Origin of the sequence: Microbacterium sp., assembly GCF_047607465.1 — a bacterium.
Lineage (GTDB): Bacteria > Actinomycetota > Actinomycetes > Actinomycetales > Microbacteriaceae > Microbacterium.
Window position 1 is genome coordinate 17342 of the sequence record NZ_JASGCY010000067.1, and the last position, 26384, is coordinate 43725.

The 26384-nt window shown below is 69.5% G+C and carries 26 protein-coding genes and 1 pseudogene; 15 read left to right on the plus strand and 12 right to left on the minus strand.

From position 1 onward, the window contains the following. Positions 1 to 58: 58 nt before the first annotated feature. Positions 59 to 628 carry an HhH-GPD-type base excision DNA repair protein gene (locus tag QM568_RS09500; RefSeq protein ID WP_415138174.1) on the plus strand — a complete coding sequence of 190 codons (570 nt, stop codon included), beginning with the start codon at positions 59 to 61 and terminating at the stop codon, positions 626 to 628. 76 nt (positions 629 to 704) lie between these two features. Here the strand turns inward: QM568_RS09500 and QM568_RS09505 are convergent, their stop codons facing one another. The 4 genes from QM568_RS09505 to QM568_RS09520 form a co-directional block, all read right to left on the minus strand. Continuing rightward, positions 705 to 1364, minus strand: a complete 660-nt coding sequence (locus QM568_RS09505) for a hypothetical protein (RefSeq protein ID WP_415138176.1) — start codon at positions 1362 to 1364, stop codon at positions 705 to 707. Positions 1365 to 1488: 124 nt separating this feature from the next. Next, a complete protein-coding gene (locus tag QM568_RS09510) occupies positions 1489 to 2874 on the minus strand; it encodes a glycine--tRNA ligase (RefSeq protein ID WP_415138178.1) in 1386 nt (461 codons plus the stop codon). Between the two features lie 373 nt (positions 2875 to 3247). Beyond that, positions 3248 to 3940, minus strand: coding sequence for a GNAT family N-acetyltransferase (locus tag QM568_RS09515; protein WP_415138180.1), 693 nt, complete (start codon positions 3938 to 3940; stop codon positions 3248 to 3250). 51 nt (positions 3941 to 3991) lie between these two features. Next, a complete protein-coding gene (locus tag QM568_RS09520) occupies positions 3992 to 4609 on the minus strand; it encodes a hypothetical protein (protein WP_415138182.1) in 618 nt (205 codons plus the stop codon). Here QM568_RS09520 and QM568_RS09525 point away from each other — a divergent pair. Both QM568_RS09525 and QM568_RS09530 read left to right on the plus strand, forming a co-directional pair. Then, complete coding sequence (locus QM568_RS09525) at positions 4608 to 4745, plus strand: hypothetical protein (protein ID WP_415138184.1); 138 nt, start codon at positions 4608 to 4610, stop codon at positions 4743 to 4745. The two genes, QM568_RS09520 and QM568_RS09525, sit on opposite strands and share 2 nt — an antisense overlap. A gap of 42 nt (positions 4746 to 4787) precedes the next feature. After that, positions 4788 to 6230, plus strand: a pseudogene (locus tag QM568_RS09530) (MFS transporter). Positions 6231 to 6233: 3 nt separating this feature from the next. Here QM568_RS09530 and QM568_RS09535 read toward each other — a convergent pair. The 3 genes from QM568_RS09535 to QM568_RS09545 form a co-directional block, all read right to left on the minus strand. Then, positions 6234 to 6635, minus strand: coding sequence for a hypothetical protein (locus QM568_RS09535; protein WP_415138186.1), 402 nt, complete (start codon positions 6633 to 6635; stop codon positions 6234 to 6236). A 30-nt stretch (positions 6636 to 6665) separates the two neighbouring features. Further along, positions 6666 to 7607 (minus strand): serine hydrolase, encoded by a 942-nt coding sequence (locus tag QM568_RS09540; protein WP_415138188.1) that lies wholly within the window; start codon positions 7605 to 7607, stop codon positions 6666 to 6668. Between the two features lie 112 nt (positions 7608 to 7719). Next, positions 7720 to 9696 carry a M13 family metallopeptidase gene (locus QM568_RS09545; RefSeq protein ID WP_415138190.1) on the minus strand — a complete coding sequence of 659 codons (1977 nt, stop codon included), beginning with the start codon at positions 9694 to 9696 and terminating at the stop codon, positions 7720 to 7722. A gap of 138 nt (positions 9697 to 9834) precedes the next feature. Between QM568_RS09545 and QM568_RS09550 the strand changes: the two genes are divergently transcribed. Next, positions 9835 to 11145 carry an MATE family efflux transporter gene (locus QM568_RS09550; protein ID WP_415138192.1) on the plus strand — a complete coding sequence of 437 codons (1311 nt, stop codon included), beginning with the start codon at positions 9835 to 9837 and terminating at the stop codon, positions 11143 to 11145. Between the two features lie 140 nt (positions 11146 to 11285). Continuing rightward, complete coding sequence (locus QM568_RS09555) at positions 11286 to 11585, plus strand: hypothetical protein (protein ID WP_415138268.1); 300 nt, start codon at positions 11286 to 11288, stop codon at positions 11583 to 11585. Between the two features lie 10 nt (positions 11586 to 11595). Here the strand turns inward: QM568_RS09555 and QM568_RS09560 are convergent, their stop codons facing one another. Beyond that, positions 11596 to 12270: a TrmH family RNA methyltransferase gene (locus QM568_RS09560; RefSeq protein ID WP_415138194.1), complete on the minus strand. Its 675-nt coding sequence runs from the start codon at positions 12268 to 12270 to the stop codon at positions 11596 to 11598. 201 nt (positions 12271 to 12471) lie between these two features. Between QM568_RS09560 and QM568_RS09565 the strand changes: the two genes are divergently transcribed. The 5 genes from QM568_RS09565 (at position 12472) to QM568_RS09585 (ending at position 16155) form a co-directional block, all read left to right on the plus strand. Further along, positions 12472 to 13746 (plus strand): Nramp family divalent metal transporter, encoded by a 1275-nt coding sequence (locus QM568_RS09565; RefSeq protein ID WP_415138196.1) that lies wholly within the window; start codon positions 12472 to 12474, stop codon positions 13744 to 13746. 104 nt (positions 13747 to 13850) lie between these two features. Beyond that, positions 13851 to 14531 (plus strand): metal-dependent transcriptional regulator, encoded by a 681-nt coding sequence (locus QM568_RS09570; protein WP_415138198.1) that lies wholly within the window; start codon positions 13851 to 13853, stop codon positions 14529 to 14531. A gap of 128 nt (positions 14532 to 14659) precedes the next feature. Next, positions 14660 to 15475, plus strand: a complete 816-nt coding sequence (locus QM568_RS09575; RefSeq protein WP_415138200.1) for an HAD-IIA family hydrolase — start codon at positions 14660 to 14662, stop codon at positions 15473 to 15475. Positions 15476 to 15533: 58 nt separating this feature from the next. Next, positions 15534 to 15698: a hypothetical protein gene (locus QM568_RS09580; protein ID WP_415138202.1), complete on the plus strand. Its 165-nt coding sequence runs from the start codon at positions 15534 to 15536 to the stop codon at positions 15696 to 15698. Between the two features lie 193 nt (positions 15699 to 15891). Next, positions 15892 to 16155 (plus strand): hypothetical protein, encoded by a 264-nt coding sequence (locus QM568_RS09585; protein ID WP_415138204.1) that lies wholly within the window; start codon positions 15892 to 15894, stop codon positions 16153 to 16155. Between the two features lie 10 nt (positions 16156 to 16165). On the opposite strand, the gene QM568_RS09590 is transcribed toward QM568_RS09585, so the two are convergent. Both QM568_RS09590 and pyrE read right to left on the minus strand, forming a co-directional pair. After that, the gene (locus QM568_RS09590) at positions 16166 to 17068 is read right to left on the minus strand and encodes an ROK family protein (protein WP_415138206.1); all 903 of its coding nucleotides are present in this window, start codon (positions 17066 to 17068) and stop codon (positions 16166 to 16168) included. 148 nt (positions 17069 to 17216) lie between these two features. After that, the gene (gene pyrE / locus QM568_RS09595) at positions 17217 to 17777 is read right to left on the minus strand and encodes an orotate phosphoribosyltransferase (protein ID WP_415138208.1); all 561 of its coding nucleotides are present in this window, start codon (positions 17775 to 17777) and stop codon (positions 17217 to 17219) included. 77 nt (positions 17778 to 17854) lie between these two features. On the opposite strand from pyrE, the gene QM568_RS09600 reads away from it, so the two are divergent. Together QM568_RS09600 and QM568_RS09605 are read left to right on the plus strand one after the other, a co-directional pair. Further along, positions 17855 to 18391: a YbhB/YbcL family Raf kinase inhibitor-like protein gene (locus QM568_RS09600; RefSeq protein ID WP_415138210.1), complete on the plus strand. Its 537-nt coding sequence runs from the start codon at positions 17855 to 17857 to the stop codon at positions 18389 to 18391. Positions 18392 to 18566: 175 nt separating this feature from the next. Next, positions 18567 to 20747, plus strand: coding sequence for a malate synthase G (locus QM568_RS09605; RefSeq protein ID WP_415138212.1), 2181 nt, complete (start codon positions 18567 to 18569; stop codon positions 20745 to 20747). Between the two features lie 66 nt (positions 20748 to 20813). Here QM568_RS09605 and QM568_RS09610 read toward each other — a convergent pair whose 3' ends face one another. Continuing rightward, complete coding sequence (locus QM568_RS09610; RefSeq protein WP_415138214.1) at positions 20814 to 22037, minus strand: AAA family ATPase; 1224 nt, start codon at positions 22035 to 22037, stop codon at positions 20814 to 20816. A gap of 124 nt (positions 22038 to 22161) precedes the next feature. Between QM568_RS09610 and QM568_RS09615 the strand changes: the two genes are divergently transcribed. From QM568_RS09615 to QM568_RS09625, 3 genes are all read left to right on the plus strand, one after another. Beyond that, the gene (locus QM568_RS09615; protein WP_415138216.1) at positions 22162 to 23007 is read left to right on the plus strand and encodes an exodeoxyribonuclease III; all 846 of its coding nucleotides are present in this window, start codon (positions 22162 to 22164) and stop codon (positions 23005 to 23007) included. 105 nt (positions 23008 to 23112) lie between these two features. Continuing rightward, positions 23113 to 23922, plus strand: coding sequence for an HAD family hydrolase (locus tag QM568_RS09620; RefSeq protein WP_415138218.1), 810 nt, complete (start codon positions 23113 to 23115; stop codon positions 23920 to 23922). Positions 23923 to 24035: 113 nt separating this feature from the next. Further along, positions 24036 to 25241: an ATP-binding protein gene (locus QM568_RS09625; protein WP_415138270.1), complete on the plus strand. Its 1206-nt coding sequence runs from the start codon at positions 24036 to 24038 to the stop codon at positions 25239 to 25241. Positions 25242 to 25313: 72 nt separating this feature from the next. On the opposite strand, the gene QM568_RS09630 is transcribed toward QM568_RS09625, so the two are convergent. Next, a complete protein-coding gene (locus QM568_RS09630; RefSeq protein WP_415138220.1) occupies positions 25314 to 26357 on the minus strand; it encodes a DUF916 domain-containing protein in 1044 nt (347 codons plus the stop codon). Between the last annotated feature and the right edge of the window lie 27 nt (positions 26358 to 26384).

Below are 26384 nucleotides of genomic sequence, written 5' to 3' on the forward strand. Positions count from 1 at the left end.
CATAGACTGCATGCCAAATGCATGTTGGCATGTTTGCTCCGCGTGCGACACTGGTCGCATGGCCCTGCACATCACCGGAGACACCGCCGCCGACGCCCTGCTCACCGACAACCCACTCGCCCTCCTCATCGGGATGCTGCTCGACCAGCAGGTGCCGATGGAGACCGCGTTCGCCGGCCCCCTCAAGATCGAGCAGCGCACGGGAGCATCGGATGCCGCCGCGATCGCGAGCATGGATCCCGAAAAGTTCCTCGAGGCGTTCCGACAGAGCCCGGCCGCGCACCGGTTCCCCGGCTCCATGGCCACGCGCGTGCAGACGCTGTGCCAGGAGATCGTCGACCATTGGGGAGGGGATGCCGCGAACCTGTGGACGGAGGGCGACCCGACCGGTGCCGAGGTGCTGAAGCGGCTGAAGGCGCTGCCGGGCTTCGGCGAGCAGAAGGCGAAGATCTTCCTCGCGCTCCTCGGGAAGCAGTACGGCTTCACCGGCGAGGGCTGGCGCGAAGCATCCGCTCCCTACGGCGAGGAGGGATCCTTCCGCAGCGTCGCCGACATCGTCTCCCCCGAGTCGCTCACGAAGGTGCGCGAGCACAAGAAGGCGATGAAGGCTGCGGCTGCTCGGAGCTGACCGGCTTCCGTCACCTCGATCCCGACGGACACTTCCTGCGCCTCACCGACCGAAGAGAACGACGTGCAGCCCACCGTCATGAGCTGATCGACACCTCGGCCCCGCCTCGCTCGGTCACCACCGGCGTCGCCCGCTCCGCCCGTTCCGCCCGAACACCGAGCACGATCGCGAGTACGCCGAGCAACAGCATCCCCGCCCCAGGCACCTCGAACAGCACCCGCCGCACGGGGCCGGCCTCGTCGGTCAGCGGCACGACGGCCACGGCCGCCGCCGATGCGAGCGCGGATGCCGCGGTGACGACCGCCGGCGCCCAGCTGCATCCGTGCGGCAGGGCGCCGATGATGCCGATGAGGATGACGGCGGCCACCGTCAACGCGAACACGGCGAAGAAGTACGGCATCATCAGCGCCATGTACGCGTCCTCCTCCTCGTAGAGATTCCCGGTGTCACGAGGGGCGAGGCCGCTGAGGAACGCCGGCAGCAGCGGGCTCGCGACCGCCACCTGCAGCAGCACGACGATCGATGCGATCGGCCGGCGCGCGGTGATGCTCCCCGCCCGGCCGAGACCGATCACGAGGACCGTCACCGCGAGCGCCCACAGGACGTCCTTCAGGAAGTGGAACCGCGCCAGGTCGAACCGGGCGAAGACGCCCACGAGCGCGGTGAGGACCACCAGCACACCGCCGGTCACCCAGGTGCGGCGGCGCGCACGCGCAGCGCGGTGTTCATCGGTCATCCCCTCACCCTATGCTCCCCGAGACCCCGCGCTACGGCCGAGACCCCCGGCTGTTCACACGAACAGCCGGGGGTCTCGGCGGCAAGACGGGGTCTCAGCGGGCGTGCGAAAAGACGCGCGGGCGTCAGGCGCCCTTCAGGCGCTCGGCGAGGTACTGCGGCAGCTCGGCGATCGCGATGCGCTCCTGCGCCATCGTGTCGCGGTCGCGCACGGTGACGGCCCCGTCTTCGAGCGAGTCGAAGTCGACGGTCACGCAGAACGGCGTGCCGACCTCGTCCTGGCGGCGGTAGCGACGGCCGATGGCGCCGGCGTCGTCGAAGTCGATCGCCCACGAGCCGCGCAGGGTGTCGGCGACCTCGCGCGCGAGCGGCGAGAGCTTCTCGTTGCGGCTCAGCGGCAGCACCGCCACCTTGACGGGGGCCAGGCGCGGGTCGAGCTTGAGCACGGTGCGCACGTCGGTGCCGCCCTTGGCGTTGGGCACCTCCTCTTCGACGTAGGCGTCGACGAGGAACGCCATCATCGCGCGGGTGAGGCCGAACGACGGCTCGATCACGTACGGCGTGTAGCGCTCGCCCGATGCCTGGTCGAAGAACGACAGCGACGAACCGGATGCCTCGCTGTGGCTGGAGAGGTCGTAGTCGGTGCGGTTGGCGATGCCCATGAGCTCGCCCCACTCCTTGCCCTGGAAGCCGAAGCGGTACTCGACGTCGATGGTGCCGGCCGAGTAGTGCGCGCGGTCTTCCTCCGGCACGTCGAAGCGGCGCATGTTGTCGGGGTCGATCCCGAGGTCGACGAACCAGTTCCAGCAGGCCTCAACCCAGTGCTCGAACCACTCCTGCGCCTCGGCGGGCGGGGTGAAGTACTCGATCTCCATCTGCTCGAACTCGCGCGTGCGGAAGATGAAGTTGCCCGGCGTGATCTCGTTGCGGAACGCCTTGCCGACCTGGCCGATGCCGAACGGCGGCTTCTTGCGGCTGGCGGTGAGCACGTTGGTGAAGTTCACGAAGATGCCCTGCGCGGTCTCCGGACGCAGGAAGTGCAGACCCGACTCGTCGTCGACGACACCGAGGTAGGTCTTCACGAGGCCCGAGAACGACTTCGGCTCGGTGTACTGACCCTTGGTGCCGCAGTTCGGGCAGGGGACGTCCGCGAGGCCGTTCTCGGCCTTGCGGCCCTTGCGCGCCTCGAAGTCCTCGATGAGGTTGTCGGCACGGAAGCGCTTATGGCAGCTGAGGCACTCGACCAGCGGATCGGTGAAGGTCGCGACGTGGCCGGAGGCCTCCCACACGCGCTTGGGCAGGATGATCGAGGAGTCCAGGCCCACCATGTCGCCGCGGCCGCGCACGAAGGTCTGCCACCACTGACGGCGGATGTTCTCCTTGAGCTCGGTGCCGAGGGGTCCGTAGTCCCACGCCGACCGGGAACCGCCGTAGATCTCACCCGCCTGGAAGACGAACCCGCGATGGCGGGCGAGGGCGATGACCTTGTCAAGACGGGACTGTTCGGCCACGGTGGCTCCAATGGTCGGATGCGGAGAAGAGACCCGTGAACACGGGCTCGATCATTGTATCCGGGGCAATGCGCGCGCTGTCCGCTGAGCACCCGGCACTCTCCGGAACTTTGTTGTCGTACTCGCGTAATGAATCACGCATCCCGTCGTCTCATAGATGTGAGGAGCCCCACGCTCCTCCCATAGCAACACGAGGAGAGCCCCAGGCTCAGCAACCCCACAAAGATGTGAGGAATCCCAGAGTCCGCACATTCATCACCCCACAGATGCCCGCTCCGATTCGCGAAGGAGCGGGCATCACTGCGTGCGGCCCCAGAATCGACCGCCGAAGACGATCCAGCGGCGAGGCGGAGAGCGGATGCCGGGTGACGGCTCAGGCCTCGGTGAAGAGGTACCCGCGCTCGACGTCGAAGCCGGCGATGACGAGGCTCCGACCGAGCAGCGCCTCGATCTCGGAGCGCAGCCGCAGGCGCCACTCATGCGCAGCATCCGGATCCGTCACCCGGAGAGCCTCGATGTCGGCGGGGATGGCCAGCGTCTCGACGACCGCGTCGGATGCCGGGGGCTTGGCGATGTCGGCCAGCGCCCACTCCACGTCGAGCCGGTCGCTCTCGTCGCCAGCATCCCCTCCTCCGAAGATGCCGTACTGGTTCACCGCGTATCCGGTGACCCTGGCGCCGAGCACGGTGAGGAAGAAGTGCGCGTTACGCGCGACGAGCGGGTCGAACGTCCAGCTGATGCGTCCGACGTCGCGCGAGAACGCCCACTGCCGCTGGTGCTCCTTGAGCTCGCGCCCCCAGCCGCGGCCGCGGTACTCCGGTCGCAGCGCCGTGATGTGCGAGTGCATGGCGCGCCGCGCAGGCGCCCCGAAGAAGGCGATCGATGCGCCGACCATGCGCTCCTCGCCGCTCTCGTCGTCGAAGAGGCCGACGACGTAGTTGCCCGATTGCTGCAGGGCGCGCAGGGTGCCGGCATCGATGACCCGTTCGGGGCCGCGGATCGAGTCCAGCAGCGACTGGGCGTCGATGATGAGTTCTACGGTGTCGAGATCGCGGATGGTGCGCACCCTCACAGTCTGTCCCTCATCGCTCGCGACACGAAACCTTCGCCCGGGGTGTCAGCGGTTCGGGAAGGCTTCGCCGCCTCCCGCGGCGAGCGCGCACGCCACGGTCTCGAGGTTCTCGCGCATCATGTCGTCGGGCATCGCGGGCAGGCACTGCTCCCAGAAGGGGAGGATCGCGCCGCGGCCCTGCATCATGCCGGCCGGCCGTGCGTACGCCCACAGGTGCAGGCGCGCGGATCCGTCGTTCCACCGCGAGAAGTGCACGCGTGCGACAGCGGGAATCGCCTTGCCTGCCTCGGATATCCGCTGCAGGAGGGGAACGAGACCGGCGAGCACCTCGATCGGCGCATCCTCCAGCCGCACGTGGCTGCGGGGCGCGATGGCACCGATGAACGGCAGCCCGCTCGGCCCCGCGAACCCCGCGCTCACGCGCCACTCGTCGTCCTGCCAGATCGTGTGCTCGGAGGGACGGCAGTGCCCGCACTCGGACGGATCGAGCTCGCCGCCGCGCGGCTTCTCGGGAACGAGCATCGGCGCCAGCGGCTGCAGTCCGAAGGCCGCGACGCTCATGCCGGAGAGCCCCTCCAGCACTCCGCTGCTGTCGAGGGTCTCGCCGATCGGTGCCCAGCGGTGCCAGCCGGTGTCAGCCGGGTGCTGTTCGTGATCGCTCATGCGCCCATCGAACCACGCCGGTGCGGTGCGCCGCGAATGGGGCGGATGCTCGGGACACTTCACCGATCCCGACGGCTTCCGCTGGGAGACCGCGGGCGATCCCGGCGAGAGCGGGGAGTTCGTGCTCCCGGCCTGAACGACGGCGCCCCGCCCCGCGGAACGCCGATAGCCTGAAGCGATGGGAGAGAACGACGACCGGGCACGCAGACGGCTGTCGCGCACCCCTCCGAAGTGGGCGATCGTCGCGGTCCTCGCGTTCGCCGGACTCTGCTCGTCGTTCATGTTCACGCTCGTGGTCCCCCTGCAGTCCGAGCTCCCCCATCTGCTGAACGCCTCCCGCGAGGAGACCACCTGAGTCATCACGATCACGCTGCTCGTCGCTGCCGTCGCCACGCCGATCTCCGGCCGTCTGGGCGACATGTACGGCAAGCGCCGGGTCATCATCGTGCTCCTCGCCCTGCTCGTCGTCGGCTCGGCGATCGCGGCGCTGTCGGGGACGATCGTCGGCGTGCTCATCGGCCGCGCCCTCCAGGGCGCCGTCACCGGGGTCGTGCCGCTCGGCATCGCGGTCATGCGCGATGCGCTTCCGCCGGAACGGCTCGGCACCGCGGTCGCGCTGATGAGCGCCACGATGGGCGTCGGGGCAGCCCTGGGGCTTCCGGTCGCGGCCCTGCTCGCCGAGAACGCCGACTGGCACTGGCTGTTCTGGCTCGCCGCCGCCGTCGGCGCCATCGGACTCGTGCTGGTGCTGGTCACCGTCCCCGAAGACGTGCTCCTCTTCCCCGGCAGGCTCGACGTGCTGGGCGCGATCGGACTCGCGGCCGGGCTCACCGGCATCCTGCTGTTCGTCTCCCGCGGCGCCGAGTGGGGATGGACCGCGCCGATCACCCTCGCGTGCATCATCGGCGGCGTGCTCGTGCTCATCGTCTGGGCCTGGTACCAGCTGCGCACGAAGGACCCGCTGCTGGACCTGCGCGTCGCGGCCCGCCCCGCGGTGCTCTTCACGAACATCGCCGCCATCGGCATGGGCTTCGCCCTGTTCGCATCGAACGTGACGTTCCCGCAGCTGCTGGAGATGCCGACCGCATCGGGGGCGGGCTTCGGGCTCGACATGGTGTCAGCCGCGCTCGTGATCATGCCGGCGGGCCTGGTGATGATGGTCATCTCGCCGCTGTCGGGGTGGCTGGAGCGCACCGTCGGCCCTCGTCCGCTGTTCACCTGGGGCGCCGCCGCCATCGTGCCCGCCTACGTGTTCGTGCTGCTGTGGTCGAGCGAGGCGTGGCACATCTTCGTCGCGAACATCCTCATCGGCATCGGGATCGGCTTCACGTTCGCCGCAATGCCGATGATCATCATGCGCTCGGTGCCGGCGAGCGAGACCGGGGCCTCGAACGGCCTGAACGCGCTGTTCCGCTCGGTCGGCACCTCCAGCGCGTCCGCCGTCATGGGCGGTGTGCTGGCCGCGATGAGCGTGCAGATCGACGGCGTCGCCATGCCTACGCGGGCCGCCTTCGACGTGTGCTTCTGGCTCGCGATCGCCGCAGCGGACATGACCGTGGTGCTGTCGCTGTTCATCCCCCGCCAGCGCGCGGCGGAGCAGCATCCGTCGATCCCCGGCTGAACGTCAGCGCGAGATCTCCCGCGGATCGGGGTCGCCGTCGTGCGGCGGGCGCAGACGGTCGGGGATCGGCCAGGCCAAGGTGAACCGCGCCGTCGGCGGCCGCGTCATGTCGCCGAAGTCATCGACCTTCACCACGATCCGGCCGGGCGTTCCCGCCTCGTCGGGTGTCACCTCGACGATGCGGACGCGCAGCGGACGATCAGCCTCCCCCTCCAGCATCCACGGGTCGGCGAGCCAGGCGATGCCGTGCGCTTCGAGGGCGGCCTCGGCATCGAGCCACTCGCCGGGAGCGGATGCCGGGCGGCCGAGCACGTCGACCGCCACCCAGTCGTCGCCTTCGGGGTGGATCCAGCCGAGCAGCTCGCCGTCGTCGCGGCGATGCGGCGTCCAGTCGTCTCGGGGCATGTCTCGACCCTACGCCCCCGGGTCCCGATGTCAGTGCGTGTACTCCATGAGCTCGATCCCGAGCACACGAAAGACGTCATGAGCCCGAAGCCGGTGCGCGATCGAGAGATCGTCGAAGCACACGACGAGCGCGTAGGCCACGCCCGCCCTCGGGCCCGCGAGCACACCGGCCTCGACGCGCACCCCGCGGTCGCGACCGGTCTTGTTGATGAACAGCAGTCCGTGGGCGTCGTGCTCGTGCGCGAACGGATCAAGGCCCGTGGAGGCGGCAGCGAGGCTCAGATCCTGGTTGAGGCTCAGCCATTCGGCGACCTGGGCGCTGACAGCCGCGTCGACCACCTGCGAGTTCACCAGCGCCGAGAAGAGGCCGGCAAGCTCTCTCGTCGAGCCGACCGCGACGTGCGGGGCGTCGTCGGGACCGCGCTGATCGCGGAACCGGTCGAGCAGCGCAGTGCGCCGCAGCCCCAGCGACTCCAGGCGCTCTCGCACCCGGTCGTGCCCGACCCGCTTCAGCAGCACGTTCGCCGCGATCGGGTCGCCGCTCGTGGCCACCAGCACCGCCAAGTCCTCGAGGGGCAGGGCCGGCGCATGCAGATGCCGCCACAGACCAGAGGTCGTCACCTGATCGGCATCGGAGCGCTCGACGATCTCCAGCGGGTCGAGCGTGCCCGACTCGAACCCCGCCGCAACCTCGATGAGAAGCGGGACCACGCCGAGCCCGGCCACGGGAAGGGTCACATGGTCATCGCCGGAGAGGACATGCACATGGGAGTCGAGGTCGACGACGTGCACCGAGACCCGGGCGCCGGCATCCGCGAGCTCCTCCAGCGCGCGCACCGTCGAGGTGAACGAACGCCGCCCGACGGCGGCGCGCCGCGGCAGGCGCCGACTGGCGCGCTGCGCCCGGCGTCCGGGCGTCGCGTCGGAGCCCGACGAGTTGCGGAAGCCTTCGACAGGCTCGGAAGTACCCACGCGTGATCCTTTGAGGGGGAGGGATGTGCGGGATGCGGGGAGGGCGTGCTCCCCAGCAGCATGGTTATCGTAACCCGCCTGCGCGGGACCGCTCACTCCGAGCGCGGAATGCTCACCAGATCGTGACACGCCGTTCAGCCGGCAGCCAGAGGGCGTCGGCCTCGGTCACGCCGAACGCCTCGTAGAACGCATCGATGTTGCGCACGATCTGATTGCAGCGGAACTCGCTCGGGGCGTGCGGATCGATCGTGAGCAGCCGCAGCGTCTCGGCCTCGCGGCTCTTCTGCTGCCACACCTGCGCCCACGACAGCAGCAGCCGCTGCACGCCCGTGTAGCCCTCGATCACCGGGGCTTCCGCTCCACCGAGCGAAAGCTCGTACGCCTTCAGCGCGATGCCGAGACCACCGAGGTCGCCGATGTTCTCACCGATCGTGAGCGCACCGTTGACGTGGTGCTCGGGGTCGAGCCCCTCGGGTACGAGCGCGTCGTACTGGGCGATGAGGGCCTCGGTGCGCTCCTCGAAGGCGGCCCGGTCGGAGTCGGTCCACCAGTCGTCGAGCTTGCCGGTGCCGTCGTAGCGGCTGCCCTGGTCGTCGAAGCCGTGACCGATCTCGTGTCCGATGACCGCGCCGATGCCGCCGTAGTTCGCAGCCGCGTCGCGGGTCGCGTCGAAGAACGGATACTGCAGGATCGCCGCCGGGAAGACGATCTCGTTCATCGACGGGTTGTAGTAGGCGTTCACCATCTGCGGAGGCATATGCCACTCGGTGCGGTCGATGGGCCGACCCACCTTGGCGATGTGGCGATCGTGCTCGAACATCGCGGCGCGGCGCACGTTGCCGAGCAGGTCCTCGCGATCGATGACGAGCGTGGAGTAGTCGCGCCACACTTCGGGGTGGCCGATCTTCGGCGTGAACGCGTCGAGCTTGGCGAGTGCGCGCTCGCGCGTCTCGGGCGTCATCCACTCGAGCGTGGCGATGCTCTGCCGGTACGCCTCGATGAGGTTGCCGACGAGCTCGTCCATCGCCGCCTTCGCGGTCGGCGGGTAGTGGCGCTGGACGTACAGTTCGCCGATCGCCTCGCCGAGGGCGCCCTCGGTGACCGAGACGCCGCGCTTCCAGCGCTCGCGGATGCTGGGCACCCCCGACAGCTCGGTGCCGTAGAACGAGAAGTTCTCGTGCACGAGGTCGTCGGTGAGGTACGGCGCCGCCGTGTGCACGACCTGGGCCCGCAGCCAGGCCTTCCAGTCGTCGAGCCGGTCACCGGTCAGCAGCGTGCCGAGCGCTTCGAAGAAGCTCGGCTGCGACACGACCACCTCTGCGAACGGGTCGGGGTCGCCGGCCTCGCGCAGGGATGCCGGGCTGACGCCCTCCCGCCACGGTGCGAGATCGACCCCGACGAGCGCCTGCAGCTGGTCCCACGTGTTCAGGTTGTACGTCTCGACGGCATCACGGCTGCGCACGTTGTCCCAGTGGTGGCCTGCGAGCTCGTGCTCGAGGGCGATGGCGCGGTCGGCGTCGGCTGCGGCCTCCTCGACCCCGGCGAGCGCGAGCAGGCGCTCGAGGTGCGCGCGGTACTTCGCGCGCGTCTGCTCGAAGGCGTCGAGGCGGTAGTAGCTCTCATCGGGCAACGAGAGCCCGCCCTGCAGCAGGATCGGCAGGTAGCGCTCCGGGTCGCCCGGGTCGCCGTTGACGTAGAGCCCGATGAGGTGCGCGCGGCCGTCGCGGTCGTAGGCGCCCGCGGTGCGCAGGAACGCGGGGATGCCGTCGATCGCATCGATCTCGGCGAAGGTCTCGGCGAGCGGGGCGATGCCGGCGGCCTCGATGCGCGCCGTGTCCATGAAACTCGCGAACAGGTCGCCGATCTTGCGTGCGAGCGTGCCCTCCTCGGCATCCTGCGATTCCTCGATGATCGCGCGGACGTCTTTCTCGGCCTGCTCGGCGAGCATGTGGAACGCACCCCAGCGCGCCTTGTCGGCGGGGATCTCGGTGCGGGCGAACCAGGTGCCGTTCACGTGACGGTACAGGTCGTCCTGCGGGCGGATGTCGGAGCTGAACTCGGCGATGGCCAGGCCTGCGGGGAGAGTCATGCGAACAGCCTATGCGGGACGTGGGACATCCGGAGAAGCGCCGGGGCCGGGGCGGGATCGGACGGATGCCAGGGCGGGCGCGACGGCGGATGCCGGGGCGGCGTCACCGATGTCGGTGCCTCCCCCTAGGCTCGAATGGTGAGCCTGAACCGCGAGATCCTGCGCCTGGCCGTGCCCGCCCTGGGCGCGCTCATCGCGGAGCCCGCGTTCCTCATCGTCGACGCCGCCCTCGTCGGCCACCTGGGCACGACGCCGCTCGCGGGACTCGGCATCGCCGGGGCCGTGCTGCAGACGATCGTCGGGCTCATGGTGTTCCTCGCCTACTCGACCACGCCCGCGGTCGCGCGCCGCTTCGGCGCCGGTCGCCCTGGCGAGGCCGTCAGCGTCGGCATCAACGGCATGTGGCTCGCCCTCGGCCTCGGTGCCGTGCTCGCCGCGTCCGGCGCGGTCGCATCGCCCTGGCTGGTGTCGCTCTTCGGCGCCGACGCGGCCGTGTCGGCCGAGGCGAACGCCTACCTCATGATCTCGATGTGGGGGCTGCCCGCCATGCTCATCGTGTTCGCAGCGACCGGGCTCCTGCGCGGCATGCAGAACACCATGACACCGCTGTGGATCGCGGGTCTCGGCTTCGCGGCCAACGCGGTGCTGAACGCCGTGTTCATCTACGGATTCGGCTGGGGCATCGCCGGCTCCGCGGCGGGCACCGTCGTCGCGCAGTGGGGCATGGTCGCCGCCTACGTCCTCGTCGTGCGCCGCCTCGCCGCCGTGCACAGCGCGTCGCTGCGGGCCCGGCGCGACGGCATCCGCTCCACCGCCCGCTCCGGCGGCTGGCTGTTCCTGCGCACGGTGAGCCTGCGCGCAGCCCTGCTCACGACCGTCGGCATCGCCACCGGCATCGGCACCGAGGAGCTGGCCGGCTGGCAGATCGTGTTCACGATCTTCTCGGCCGCGGCCTTCGCCCTCGACGCCCTCGCGATCGCCGCGCAGGCGCTCATCGGCAAGGAGCTCGGTGCCGGAGACGAACGGCAGGTGCGTCGGGTGCTGGCCCGCACCGTCGCCTGGGGCGCTTGGTTCGGCGTGATCGTCGGGGCGCTCATCGCCGCGCTGTCGGGGGTGCTCGGCATCGTCTTCACCGGCGACGCCGCCGTCGCCGCCCTCGTGCAGCCCGCCCTCCTCGTGCTCGCCATCGCGCAGCCGATCGCCGGCATCGTGTTCGTGCTCGACGGGGTGCTCATGGGCGCCGACGACGCGAAGTATCTGGCGATCGCGGGCGGCATCAACCTCGTGCCATTCCTGCCAGCGCTCTGGATCATCTCGGCCACCGGGGTGGCGGGCGCCGCCGGCCTCCTCTGGCTGTCGGCCGCCTTCTTCGGCGTCTATCTGCTCGCCCGCCTCGGCACGCTCGGGTGGCGCGTGCGCTCGGGGCGGTGGGTGTCGGTGGGAGCGTGAGCACGCTCATTCTTCCTGCACGACGACCCGAATCCGCGCGTTCCGCACAGGCACCGCGACTCCCAGTCCCTCCGCGGTGCCGGACGCGGGAGCCCCTGGCGGAATCACTGCCACCGGATCAGAATGAGGGGGTGATCACCATGACCGAACCGCAGGTGTGGACGCTGATCGGCGTCTTCGCAGCATCGCTGTTCGGAGTTCTCACAGTGATGTCGACCATGTTCGTCCGCATCCTGCGCACCGAGATCGGCGGCGTCCGCACCGAGCTCGAGAGCGTGCGCACCGAGATGCGTACAGAGTTCCAGAGCGTGCGCACCGAGATGCGCGCCGAGATCGGCGGCATCCGCACCGAGATCGGCGGCATCCACTCGCGCCTGGACCGGCTCGACGCCGACGTCAACGCGCTCATGAAGCACGCCTTCGGCATCGATCGCGGCTGACCCGGGCGCTTCAGGCGTAGCGGCGGCACCATTCGTACATGATCACGGCGGCGGCGGCGCTGGCGTTGATCGATCGCGTCGAGCCGTACTGCGTGATCTCGATGCAGGCGGATGCCGCGGCGAGCGCTTCGGGCGAGAGCCCGGGCCCCTCCTGGCCGAACAGCAGCACGCAGCGCTCCGGCAGGTCGGCTCGGTCGACGGGCACGGCATCGCCCACGTTGTCGACGGCGATGATCGGCACTCCGGCATCCGCCGCCCACGCGGCGAACGCCTCGACCGTCTCGTGATGCACGACGTGCTGGTAGCGATCGGTGACCATGGCGCCGCGCTTGTTCCAGCGCCGCCGGCCGATGATGTGCACGGTGTCGGCGAGGAACGCGTTGGCGCTGCGCACGATCGAGCCGATGTTCATGTCGTGCTGCCAGTTCTCGATCGCGACATGGAACGGATGCCGGTGCCGATCGAGCTCGGCGACGATCGCCTCCATCCGCCAGTACCGGTAGCGGTCGATGACGTTGCGGGTGTCGCCGTGCTCGAGGAGTTCGGGGTCGTACTGGTCGCCCTGCGGCCACTCGCCCGGCCACGGGCCGACGCCGTGACCGGGCTGCGGGGAGTCCTGGGTCGCCGGTTCGGGCTGGGTCGCCGGTTCGGGCTGGGTCGCCGGTTCGGGCTGGGCGTCGTCCATCACGCCAGGCTATCGGCGCTCTGCCCCGCGGCTGCACTGCCCCCGGCTACACTGCCGCCGACGCCCCACCTCAGCTGCGACGCCCCACCTGGGCCGCGCAGCTGAGGTGGGGCGTCGCGGCCCAGGTGGGGCGCCGACAGCATCCGATCCGGGCAGGCCCGAAATCTTTAGGTGAGCCGAAAAATCAGCTATGGTTTCGGTATGCCTAAAAATGCCATGACCGTCGGTGCCCCCCGAGCCGCCGCCCCGCGGAGCCTCTGGCTGCTGGGTCCCGCCCTCGTTGCCGGCGTCGCCTACCTCGACCCCGGCAACGTGGCCAGCAACATGACCGCCGGCGCGCAGTACGGCTACCTGCTCGTCTGGGTCGTGGTCGCAGGCAACGTCATGGCGTGGCTGATCCAGTACCTCTCTGCCAAGCTCGGCGTCGTGACGGGACAGAGCCTTCCCGAAGTTCTCGGCACACGGCTGCGCAACCGCTGGGGCCGGCGCGCGTACTGGCTGCAGGCCGAGCTCGTCGCCATGGCCACCGACCTCGCCGAGGTGATCGGCGGCGCGGTCGCGCTCAACCTGCTCTTCGGCGTGCCGCTGCTCGTGGGCGGAATCATCACGGGAGCGGTGTCGATGACGCTGCTCGCCGTGCAGAGCCGCCGAGGGCCGCGACCGTTCGAGTTCGTGATCGTCGCTCTGTTGGCGATCATCACGATCGGCTTCGTCGCGGGGGTCTTCGTCGCGCCGCCGGATCCGGCCGGGATCGCCAGCGGCATGGTGCCCCGCTTCGAGGACACCGGATCCGTCCTGCTGGCGGCATCCATCCTCGGGGCGACAATCATGCCGCACGCCATCTACGCGCACTCCTCGCTCGCCCGCGACCGCTTCGGCGCCGCGCAGCCGGGAGAGGCGGATGCCGCACGCACCGAACCAGCGCGCATCCGCCGGCTGCTGAAGTTCACCCGCTGGGACGTGACGATCGCGATGATCATCGCCGGATCGGTGAACCTCTGCATCCTCCTGCTCGCCGCGGCGAACCTCGCCGGCGTCGAAGGCACCGACTCGCTCGAAGGCGCCCACGCCGCCCTCGCTGCCGGCCTCGGACCTGTTGTCGCCACGTTCTTCGCGGTGGGGCTTCTGGCATCGGGCCTCGCGTCGACCTCGGTGGGGGCGTACGCGGGGGCCGAGATCATGCACGGCCTGCTGCACGTGCGCGTCCCGTTGCTCGCGCGGCGCCTGGTCACGCTGATTCCGGCCCTGCTCATCCTCGGCCTCGGCGTCGACCCGACGCTCGCGCTCGTGCTCAGCCAGGTGGCGCTGTCATTCGGCATCCCGTTCGCGCTCATCCCGCTGGTGGTGCTCACCGCTCAGCGACGTACCCTCGGGGGCTACGCGAACCGCGCCTGGACGACCGTCGCCGGCGTCGTGGCGACGGTCCTGCTCATCGCACTCAACACCACTCTCCTCTACCTGCTCCTCAGCGCCTGACCCTGCCCCCAGGGTTCCGGTCGCGAACCTGGTCGGATTTCCTGCGATTCCTCGACCAGGTTCGCGACCGGAACGGGGCGGGGATGTGCGCTTAGGGTGGAGGCGTGGCATCCCCCGCAGCTGACGACTACCTCAAGACCGTATACGCGCACACGGAGTGGCAGGACGCGCCGATCACGCCGTCGGTGCTCGCCGCGAAACTCGGCATCGCGCCGTCGAGCGTGACCGAGATGGTCAAGAAACTCGCCGCCGCCGGTCTCGTCTCGCACGTCCCCTACGGGGCGGTGCGGTTGACGGATGCCGGCACCGAACGGGCGCTCGCGATCATCCGCCGGCACCGGCTCATCGAGACGTGGCTCGTGCGCGAGTTCGGCTACGGCTGGGACGAAGTGCACGACGAGGCCGAGGTGCTCGAGCACACCATCAGCGACCGACTGCTCGAGGGCATCGACGCGCGGCTCGGTCGGCCCCGCTTCGATCCGCATGGCGATGCGATACCGGATGCTGAGGGGCGCGTCGACCGCGAACCTTTCGTGCTGCTCGCCGAAGCCGTCGAGGGACATGTCGGGCGGGTGCTGCGAGTCGACGACCGCGACCCCGAGCTGTTGCGCGCCCTGGAGTCCGCCGGCGTGAGCGTCGGCCGCACGGTCACCGTGCACGGCGACGGGATCGTTCTCGACGGCGAAGCCGACACGGCGAACGGCACGGCCGACGGTGCCGAGGTGGCAGGCTCGGTCGTACCCCTGACGACCGAGGCCACCGCGATCATCTGGCTCACCGCCTGACGGCAGGGACCGCCCTCCCGTCGCGCCCTGACACTTCGGGAGCCGATGGGCGACCACCGGGCGGGAGCCGTCGTGCACAGACGTGCGGAACCATCGCCGCCGCAGGGCGACGGCCGTAGGCTGGGCGCATGGCGCAACGCGACGACATCGAATGCTGGCTCACCGATATGGACGGCGTGCTCGTCCACGAGAACGACGCCATCCCGGGGGCATCCGAGCTGCTCGCCGGCTGGGAGAGCTCCGGCATCCCCTACCTGGTACTCACGAACAACTCGATCTTCACCGCGCGCGACCTCTCCGCGCGCCTGCGCACGAGCGGACTGCACGTTCCCGAGGAGCGCATCTGGACCTCCGCCCTCGCGACGGCGGACTTCCTCAAGCAGCAGCTGCCCGGCGGCTCCGCCTTCGTGATCGGCGAGGCCGGCATCCTCACCGCCCTGCACGAGGCGGGCTTCATCATGACCGAGACGGACCCCGATTTCGTCGTCGTCGGGGAGACCCGCAACTACTCGTTCGAGGCGATCACGAAGGCGATCCGCCACATCATCGGCGGCGCCCGCTTCATCGTCACCAACCCGGATGCGACCGGCCCCAGCGCCGACGGCGTGCTGCCGGCGACCGGTGCGATCGCCGCGCTCATCACCAAGGCCACAGGCAAGGAGCCCTACGTCGTCGGCAAGCCGAACCCGATGATGTTCCGCTCGGCGCTGAACAAGATCGGCGCGCACTCCAAGCGCACCGGCATGATCGGCGACCGGATGGACACCGACGTCGTCGCCGGCATCGAGGCGGGCCTGCACACCGTGCTCGTGCTCACAGGCATCAGCGACCAGGCCGAGATCGAGAAGTACCCGTTCCGCCCGGACGAGATCGTGCAGTCGGTGGCCGACCTGCTGCCCCGCATCACCGAGACGATCCCGACGATCCCGACGAAGAAGCGATGAGCGTTCGCGATTCGAGCGAGCCCCTGCGCGCGGCGGATGCTGCGGAAGGACGGTGCCCGTGAGCGATCGGGACCTGCTGTTCCTCGTGATCACCCTGATGCTGTCGACCTCGGTGATCCTCATGATCGTGCGGGCGGTCGGTCGGCGCCGCGGCGGCGGTTCCGCCGACGGAAAGGCCGGCTGGTGGGAAGGCCCGTGGGAGGACGACGACCGCAAGCGGTGACGGCCCGCTGCGATGTCGCGGATGCGCGCGACGGCGTTCTCAGCGGCGTGTGCAGAACTCATGCTCTGCACATCTCCGCGATCAATCGGATTCTCCACAGATCCCGGCAGTTCCGCGGATCTCCGCTCCCCCGACAATCGGGCGGTCGCGTGGCGTCATTGTCCGAGTCCGATAGCGGATGCAGAATGGAGGCATGTTCGTGTCGGCAGAGATTCTCGCGATCGTGCTCAGCGCGATCGGGATCGTGCTGAGCCTGGGGACGAGCATGTTCGCCGGTCTGGCCTGGGTCGTGCGACGCATCGATTCCGTGGAAGAGAAACTCACCGCGCGCATCGACGCCGTCGACCTGAGGCTGAGCGCGCGGATCGATGCGCTCGCGGCCGAGACGACAGAGGTCAAGATCGCCGTGGCGCGCCTGGAGGGCCCGCCGCGGCACCTGTACGTATCCGGGCGCTGAGCTTCAGCGATCAGCGCAACACGAACGCGGCGGCGCCGATGAGCGGGCCTTCGTCTCCGAGCCCGGAGCGCACCACGCGCGTGCGGCGCGAATACTCGTGCGCGGCGCTCGCGACGAGCGCCCGCTGCACGAGCTTGACGTAGTCCGCCGACACCCGCGAGAAGCCGCCGCCGATGGCGACGATATCGAGGTCGACGAGGGTCGCGGCATCCGCCAGCGCCTCGCCGACGGCGCGCGCCGACCGTTCGATCGAGGCGCGCGCGATCGCATCTCCGGCGGCCGCGTCCCTCGCGAGGTCTTCGCCCGTGCTCCCCGACCAGCCCTGCGTCCGGGCCCACGCGGCACTCGCGGGCCCCGAGGCGATCTCCTCGAGGGTCAGACCGCCCTCGCGGCGCACCTGACCGAGGTGCCCGGCGTTGCCCGACGCGCCTGGGACGTACGCGCCGCCGACGACGAAGCCGCCGCCGACACCCGTCGACACGACGATCGACAGCGACGAGCGGGCCTCCTTCGTGGCGCCGAGCCAGGACTCGGCGAGGGCGAGCGCACCGCCGTCGTGGCCGAAGACCGTGGGCAGCCCTCGCCCGAGGAGCCCGGACGCCGTCGTGCGCACCGCGTCCGCGAGCGCGTACCCGCGCGCGGCGGGCATGTTCACGGGGAGGATCCGGCCAGCGCTCCGGTCGATGGGACCGGCGCTGCCGACGCCGGCGCCCACAAGCTCAGCGTCGTCGGGAAGACGGGAGAGCGCGTGGGAGATGACCGTCGCGATCGCGTCATCGAGCGACGCGGGGGTGGCGTCCCGGCCCGTCGCCCGGCGGCTGCGGCTCCCCCGCACGAGAGTTCCGTCCGCGCCGACGAGCGCGGCCTCCAGCTTCGTGCCGCCGACGTCGACGGCCAGCGCGAACCCGCTCATGCCGGCATCCGCCCCGCCTCGACGGGGGACGCGCCGGTTCCGGTTGCGGCGACGGCGCCGATTCCGGATGCACGATCGGGGAACGGATGCACGACCGATGCCGGCATCCGGTCGTGCGTCCGTTCCCGGGTCGTGCGCGTGCGCCCGATCACTGCGGGTCGAGGCCGAGGTCGTCGAGATCGAACGCCGCCCGCCACTCCAGGCCATCGGCCTCGATCGCGCCCTGCGCACCGGTCTTGCGATCGACGATCACGGCGACGGCGACGACCTCGGCGCCCTCGCGGCGCAGGGCTTCGACGGCCTTGAGCGCCGACTGCCCGGTGGTCGAGGTGTCCTCGAGGACGACGACGCGCCTGCCCTTGACGTCCGCACCCTCGATCTGGCGGCCCCGGCCGTGGTCCTTCGGCTCCTTGCGCACCACGAACGCGTCGAGCGGGGCGCCTGCTGCGACCGAGGCGTGCATCACCGCGTTCGCGATCGGGTCGGCGCCGAGGGTCAGTCCGCCGACGGCAGCCGCATCGAGATCGGAGATGAGATCGAGCATGATCCGGCCGATCGCGGGAGCGGCGCGGTGATCGAGGGTGAGCTTGCGCATGTCGACGTAGTACGTCGCCTTCTTGCCGCTGGAGAGCGTGAAGTCGCCGTGGAACACCGCCTCGTCAGCGATGAGGGCGAGGAGGGACTGGCGGTCTGCGTCGAGTGCGGTCACGAGAGCAAGTTTACGAGGACGGGTGCTGGATTCGCCGTCGGCCGCGGCCTATCGTGACAGCGAACGAAGGAGTCGACATGTTCTCTTACAATCCGTACGCCGCTCTCGCCGAGCTCCGCCCGATCGCGCCGCTCGAGCTGACGAGCCCCGATTTCGAGGCCGGCGGCCGGCTGCCGCTGTCGGCCTGGTCGACGAGCAGGGGCGGCGATGATCTCGCACCGCGCCTGCAGTGGTCGGATCCGCCGGCCGGCACGAAGAGCCTGGCGCTGTCGTGCTTCGACCCCGATGCGCCGACCGGCTCTGGCTACTGGCACTGGGCCGTGTTCGACCTTCCCGCAGGCCTGCGCGCACTCGACGCCGGAGACGGCTCGACCGACGCGCTGCCCGACGGCGCCAGAGTGCTGCCCAACGAGGAGCGGCTGCGCCGCTTCATCGGGGCGGCCCCGCCCGCCGGCACCGGCGTGCACCGCTACTTCTTCGTGATCGACGCGCTCGACGTGCCTGCGCTGGAGATCGATGCGGATGCGACGCCGGCGGTGCTCGGCTTCAACCGCCACTTCCACGCGCTGGCCCGAGGCATCCTCGTCGGCACCGCCGATCCGACCGAGCGCTGAACTGGACATCCCGCGGTTCGATGTCATAAAGTTCCATCATTCGAAATCGATTATTCGCATGATGGTAGGAGGCACGGATGTCGGCTCACCGGGAGATCTCCGCCCTCACCAGCCGGACGGCGGCGCGCACCGTGACCGTGCAGCGCCTCGGCGTTCGAGCAGAAGGACGGGAATCATGACGTCGTACCTCACCAGAGCAGACCTCTCGGTCGCCACTCCCATCGTCGAGTTCGCCGAATCCACGCTGGCGGACCGCGGCCGTGACGTCGACGCGTTCTGGTCGGGGGCGAGCGCGCTGATCCACGACCTCGTGCCGCGTAACGCCGAGTTGCTGCGCATCCGCGACGAGCTCCAGCAGAGGATCGACGACTTCCACCGCGCGAACCCCGGCATGCCCGACAAGGACGCCTACCGCGCGCTGCTCACCGACATCGGCTACCTAGTGCCCGAGCCCGAGCACGTCGCCGTCACGACCGAGAACGTCGATGCCGAGCTTGCCACCATGGCCGCCCCCCAGCTCGTCGTGCCGCTGCTGAACGCCCGCTTCGCGATCAACGCCGCCAACGCCCGCTGGGGCTCGCTCTACGACGCCCTCTACGGCACCGACGCGATCAGCGAGGAGGGCGATCTCGCCCCCGGTGACGAGTTCAACCTCATCCGCGCCGCCGAGGTCGTCGCGCGGGGCCGCGAGGTGCTCGACGAGATCGCTCCCCTCGCCGAGGGCTCTCACCGCGACGCCACCGGCTACCGCGTCGACGCCGACGGACTCGTCGTCGGCACCGCAGACGGCGAGCGCCGCCTGCGCGACGGCGCCGCCTTCGTCGGCTACACAGGAGAAGCGGATGCTCCCACCGCCGTGCTCCTCGTGCACAACGGCCTGCACGCCGAGATCGTGATCGACCGCGCCGGTCGCATCGGCGAGACGGATGCCGCGGGCGTGCAGGACATCGTTCTCGAATCCGCCGTGACCGCGATCCTCGACCTCGAGGACTCGGTGGCCGCGGTCGACGGCGACGACAAAGCGCTCGGCTACCGCAACTGGCGCGGATTCATGGACGGCACGCTCAGCGAGTCGGTGACCAAGAACGGCCGCACCTTCACCCGCACCCTCGCCGACGACCGCACCTACACGACCGCCGACGGCTCCGAGGTCACGCTCCCCGGCCGCGCCCTGCTGTTCGTGCGCAATGTCGGCCATCTCATGCGCACCGACGCGGTGCTCGACCGCCACGGCGAGCCGATCTTCGAGGGCATCCTCGACGCGATCATGACCGCGGTCGGCACGCTGCCCGAGCTCGAAGGCCCGAACGCCGGCCGCAACTCGCGCACCGGGTCGATGTACATCGTCAAGCCCAAGATGCACGGCCCCGACGAGGTCGCCTTCGCCGCCGAGCTCTTCGGCCGCGTGGAGCAGCTGCTGGGTCTGCCCGCGCACACGATGAAGGTCGGCATCATGGACGAGGAGCGCCGCACGTCGGTGAACCTCGCGGCGGCCATCGCCGCGGCATCCGATCGCGTCGTCTTCATCAACACCGGATTCCTCGACCGCACCGGCGACGAGATCCACACCTCGCTGCACGCCGGCCCCTTCCTGCCGAAGGCGCAGATCAAGCAGCAGCCGTTCATGGAGGCGTACGAGGACCGCAACGTCGCCATCGGCGTCGCCTGCGGCCTCGACGGCCACGCGCAGATCGGCAAGGGCATGTGGGCCGAACCCGACCTCATGCACGACATGCTCGAGAAGAAGATCGCGCACCCGCAGTCGGGAGCATCCACCGCCTGGGTGCCCTCCCCGACCGCGGCGACCCTGCACGCGCTGCACTACCACCGGGTCGACCCGTTCGCGGTGCGCCGGGCGCTGCCGCCGATCGGCGACGACGCCTTCGATGCCCTTCTCGTGCCGCCGCTGGCCGGCAAGGGCGACCTCACGCCCGAGCTCGTGCAGGGCGAGATCGACAACAACGTGCAGTCGATCCTCGGGTACGTGGTGCGCTGGATCGACCAGGGCATCGGCGTCTCGAAAGTGCCCGACATCAACGGGATCGGGCTCATGGAGGACCGCGCGACGCTGCGCATCTCGAGCCAGCTGCTCGCGAACTGGCTCACCCACGGCGTCATCACCGAGGAGCAGATCGACGACAGCGTGCGGCGTCTCGCCGTCGTCGTCGACGAGCAGAACGCGGGGGATCCGAACTACGAGCCGCTGGCCTTCGACGATGGCGAGAAGCCGGGCATCGCGTTCACCGCGGCCCGTCGCCTCATCGTCGAGGGCGCGGCGCAGCCCAGCGGCTACACCGAGCCGTTGCTGCACGGCCTGCGCCGCGAGAAGAAGGCCGAGCAGGCCGCGCGCGGGTGAGCGCCGGGGCGCCGACCCTCGCGGCGAGCGCCCCCGCTGCGAGGCACGCGCACAGGTCGGTCCGGGTCAACCGGAAGCCTTCTTCCTCCGCTTCTGCACCTCAGGGACGACCAGCGTCGGAACGGCGCGGAGCATGAACTTGTCGAAATCGGGCACCGTGAACGCCGCGTACCCGTGCTCCGGGGTGTAGAGCAGCCCCATGTCGATGAGCTCCGCGCGCGTCGGACCGAGCTGCGTGGATTCCCGCCCCATGATCCGCGCGACATCCGCCGCCTTCTGGGCTTGCGGACCGAGTTCTGCCATAGCGCGCATGTACGCGCTCTGCAGCGGCGTAGCCCGATCGAGCCGCACCCGGAAGAACGAGCTGTCCAACTTGGCCTCGTATCCTTCGCGCGCGATCTCGACGTCTTCCCGCGTGAGCGGGGATCGGTCAGCGGTCTCCCACACCTGATAGCCCAGCTCCTGGATGAAGAACGGGTAGCCCTTCGTGATCTCCACCGCCAGTGTCACCGCGTCGGGTTCGTACACGACCCCTTCGGCCATCGCCGGCGCGGTCAACGCTTCCGCCGCATCCTCGTCGCCCAAGGAGTCGATCTTCGGGAACTGGAAGAGCCGTTCGGCATACGATTTCGCATCGCCTGCGAGCTCGGCGATCTGCGGCAAGCCCGCACCGACGAACGTCACCGGCAGCTTTCGCTGCACTGTCTTGTGGATCGCCTGGATCAACGCTTCCAGCTGCCGTGCGCTGAGAAACTGCACCTCGTCGATGAGAATCGCGACCCCGCGCTCCCGCTCCTTCGCGATCTCCCCGATGGCCACCAGGACATCGGTCAGGTCCATGCCCAGATCGCCGTGGTCGGCGAATCCTTCTTCGGGCTCCACATCCCAAGCCAGCGACCACGTGCCCTGCTGATCGACGGAGAGGGCGAAGGATGCCACGACCGCGGCCGCCCTGCGCGCCCTCTGGGTCCATTTGGCGCGAGGGGAGAGTCTCAGCAGAACCGCCTTGAGCAACGACGCCAGCGCCTGCCGGAACCGCGTGTCGTCATGCTTGCTCGCTTCGAGTTCCAGCACCTCCCAGTTCTCGGCCCGCGCGATGTCGCCGAACTCATTGAGCAAGACGGTCTTTCCGACGCCTCGAAGGCCCGTGATGATCATCGACTGGTGAGTGCGCCCTCGGGAGAGTCGGCGGAGCAGGGTTTCGAACGCCTTCGTCTGTTCTTGCCGTCCGACGATGATGTCCGGGGACGCACCCGCGTTCGGGGTGTACGGGTTTGACACGCTGTCCATGGAGACCTCCTCGCTTTACACCGCTTACACTACTTTATTCCTTTTACATAAAAAGTAATAAAGTTCAAAAGGAACAGTGGTCGCCACGGCATCCGCTGTCCGCCCCCGCAACTAGGCTGGAGCCATGCGCCTGGCCACCTGGAACGTCAACTCGATCCGCACCCGCGTCGCCCGCACCGTCGAGTTCGCCGTCCGTGAGGACATCGATGTGCTGGCCATGCAGGAGATCAAGTGCAAGCCGGAACAGTTCCCCTACGGACCGTTCGAAGAGGCCGGCTACCACGTCGAGGCGCACGGACTGAACCAGTGGAACGGGGTCGCGATCGCGAGTCGCCTGCCTATGACCGACGTGCAGACCTCGTTCGCGGGAATGCCCGGTTTCGCGAAGGGCCACGAAGGACCGGATGCTCCGCTCGAGGCCCGCGCGATCGGTGCGCTCATCGACGGCGTGCGGGTGTGGAGCCTGTACGTTCCCAACGGCCGCGCGCTCGACGATCCGCACCTGGCGTACAAGCTGCACTGGCTCGACGCGCTGAAGAAGGCGACGGCGGCGGAGCTCGAGGCCGACCCGGAGCTGCCGCTCGCCCTGGTCGGCGACTTCAACGTCATCCCGTTCGACGACGACAACGGCGACCCCGACATCGTCGTCGGCCGCTCCACGCACGTCTCCCCCGAGGAGCGCGCCGCGTTCTTCGCCCTGGCGGAGGCCGGCGTGAGCGATGTCGTGCGTCCGCTGCTGCCTGCGGGCTACACCTACTGGGACTACCAGCGGTTGAAGTTCCCCCGCAACGAGGGCATCCGCATCGACTTCATCCTCGTCTCGAAGACGCTCGCCGACGCCGTCACCGGCGCCTCGATCCATCGCGACGAGCGCAAGGGCGAGCAGCCCAGCGACCACGTGCCGGTGGTGGTCGACCTCGACTTCGGCGGCGGCGAGGACGACGACGACCTGCCGATGATCTTCTCCTGAGCCGCATCGGTTCCTGAGCGCCCTTCGTCTCGTCGCTTCGCTCCTCGCTCAGGAGCCGGACCCCGCATCGGTTCCTGAGCGAGCGGAGCGAGACGAAGGACGCCGATGACTCCCCGACTGATCGCGACCGACCTCGACGGCACGCTGCTCGACTCCACGCCCACGGTGACCGCGCGCACGCGCCGCGCGCTCGACGCCGCCCGCGCACGCGGCATCCGCGTCGTCCCCGTCACGGCCCGGCAGCCGATCGGGTTGCGCACGGTCGCCGCCGACGCCGGCTTCGACGACTGGGCGCTGTGCGGCAACGGCGGCTACGCCACGAACCTCGCCGACGGCCGGATGCTGTTCGCCGAGGAGCTTCCCGCCGAGACCATCCGCGTCCTCGCCGAGGCGCTGCGCGCCAGCATCCCCGGTCTGCTGTTCGCCAGCGTCCGCGACGGCGGCGAGACCTTCGTCGCCCAGCACGGTTACGCCGAGATCGCACGGCTCGCCGACCACAAGCGCGACCCGCGCACCATGGGCGGCGCCCCTCTCGAGCAGGTGCTGGGCGCGCCCAGCCTGAAGCTCGTGATCCGGCATCCTGAGCTCGCGCCCTCCGTGCTGTACGACACCCTGCGCGATCTCGGTCTCGGCGGCTTCGAGGCGACGCTGTCGGGAGCGCCCTTCGTCGAGGTGATGGCCGAGGGCGTCACGAAGGCGACCGGTCTCGCGCGCCTGTGCGAGCACCTCGGCGTCTCACGGTCGGAGGTCGTCGCGTTCGGCGACGCGCTCAACGACCTCGAGATGCTGCGCTGGGCAGGCCACGGCGTCGCGATGGCCGGTGCCGCCGAGGTCGTGCGGGCAGCGGCCGACGAAATCGCCGCATCGAACGACGACGACGGGGTCGCCCGCGTCATCGAGCGGATGCTGGGCTGACGAAGTATCGACTTCAGCTCCGACGAAACATAGACTTGAAATCCGACGAAACATAGACTTCAACCATGACGAACTATCGACCTCGCATCGTCGACGAAGAGCTTCGATGGCGCATGTCAGTCATAGGCGCGATGCTCGTGGACGGCCCCAAGGCGGTCGGGAAGACAGCAACAGCCTCTCGGATCGCACGAACGGTTGTTCGCATGGACACCGATCGCGCGGCTCGCGCGGCCCTCGACGCATACCCCGAGCAGCTCTTCGCTTCTCCCGGTCCGATCCTGTTCGATGAGTGGCAGGAGACCCCGGAACTGTGGAATCTTGTCCGTCGTGCCGTCGATGACCGATCCGACAAGGGTCTCTTCCTCCTCACCGGATCCGCACGACCGCGCGACGATGCACGCATGCATTCGGGCGCGGGCCGTATCGGGCTCCTGCGAATGCGACCGATGTCGCTGTTCGAGAGCGGACATTCGACTGGTGACGTCAGTTTCGCGGCACTGATGAAAGGCGAAGATCCGTCCGGTCGTCCTGCAGATCTGAGCGTTCCCGACATCATCGAGAGAATGGTCATCGGCGGGTGGCCTGCCCTGCTCGGGCAGAGCGAGCGGGAAGCGCGCTCGTGGATATCGGACTACCTCCGAACCGTCGCCGAAATCGACGTTCCTGGTCTCGGACCACGGCGGAACCCCGGCAACGTGATGCGCCTGCTTGCTGCGCTGGGTCGGGCGACCGGCACACCTGCGAAGCGCACAACGCTCGCAGCCGAAGTCGGCGCACGACACGGGCCGATCGCGGCCGAGACCCTGTCGAATTACCTCGACGCGCTCGACCGCCTCATGCTGATCGAACCACTCTCCGCCTGGCGACCGCATATGCGCTCTCGAAGCAGGCTGCGCGCGTCAGGAGTGCAGCACTTCGTCGACCCCTCCATCGGGATCTCGGCACTCGGGATCGGCAGCCAGGAGTTGCTCACCGATCTGGAGGCGGCCGGCCTGCATTTCGAGTCACTCGTGACTCGCGATCTGCGCACGTACTCGCAAAGCCTGAATGCGACGCTCTCATCTTGGCGCGACTCGCAAACCGGCGCAGAAGTCGACGCGATCGTCGAACTGCCCGACGGCAGCTGGGCAGCATTCGAGATCAAGATGGGCGAGGCCGCGGCAGACGCCGCAGCATCCTCGCTCCTTGCGTTCGCGAACAAGGTCGACACCAGTCGGCACGGTGAGCCTTCGGCCCTTGTCGTGGTCACCGCCGGCCGGTTCGTCTATCGACGCCCCGACGGTGTCGTGGTCGTGCCCATCACCGCCCTCGGCCCATGATTGGGACCATCTCAATGATTTTGATGCTCCTATTGTTGTCAAGCGGCAGTGCCGCACGTCGATGGCCTCACCTCATCGACCGGTCGCGAGCGCAGCCGCGACGGCCTCCTCGACCCGGGCGTCTTCGCGCTCCTGGCGCGCGGCCGCCCTCACCCGCAGCATCCGCGGGATGAAGACGATCGCCGCCACCACGAGCACGACCAGCGCGAGCAGCAGCCACGGCACCGCCCAACCAGTGCCGCTCGCGACGACAGGCGCCAGCGAGGCGGTCGTGCCGGCGGCATCCGTCGACGCCGGGATCACCGTCGCCGTCGCCGTGAGCAGCACGAGGGCGGCGAACCCGGGCACCGTGACCCTCTGCGTCCACGTCTCTCCCGGGAGCAGCTCCGGAGCCTCCGCGACATCCGCGGCATCCGTCGCCAGCATCCCGAAGGGACCAGCGACCGTCACGCCGGCGACGGAGCCGATCGTCGTGTTGCCCGTGTTCTTCATGGTGAACGCGACGTCGACATCGCCCGAGAAAAGGTTGAGGCCGCCGCCCCAGTCGACGCTCACGCCGCCGACCGCGAGGGCGGGGGTCAGCTCGCCGTCGACACGCACGCTCATCCGGATGCCGAGCCGACGATCGACGGAGACGCCGTCGGCGTTCTGCCCCGGCACCGCCAGCGACGTCACGACCCCCGCGCCGTAGTCACCGGGCGTCGCGTTCTGCGGCACCGCGATCGTGAACGGCACGGTCACCGACGCGCCGGGCGCGACCGACACGGAACCGCCGTCGGAGACCGTCACCCAGGTGCCGAGCTTCGCCGACGCCTCGCCCGCAGGCAGCAGGTCGAATCCGCCGTCCTCGGTGGTGAACCCGTCGGCCGCGTAGACAGCGAGGTCGACGGGCTCGGCCCCGCGGTTGGTGACGACGATGCCGTCGGCGATCGTCTCGCCGGGGCTCAACGTGTACTCGTAGCCCGCGCGATCGGCGCCGAGACGGTTCGACTCGGTGCGGACGGTCCAGGTGACGTCGTCTTCGGCGGCGGTGGCCGCCGGGGCGACGAGCAGGGCCGCAACGGCGACGAGGGCCGCGGTGACGCCCGTTCGGCGGATGAAGGAGTGGATGCTCATGATGGTCCTCAGCAAGGGGAAGGCGGA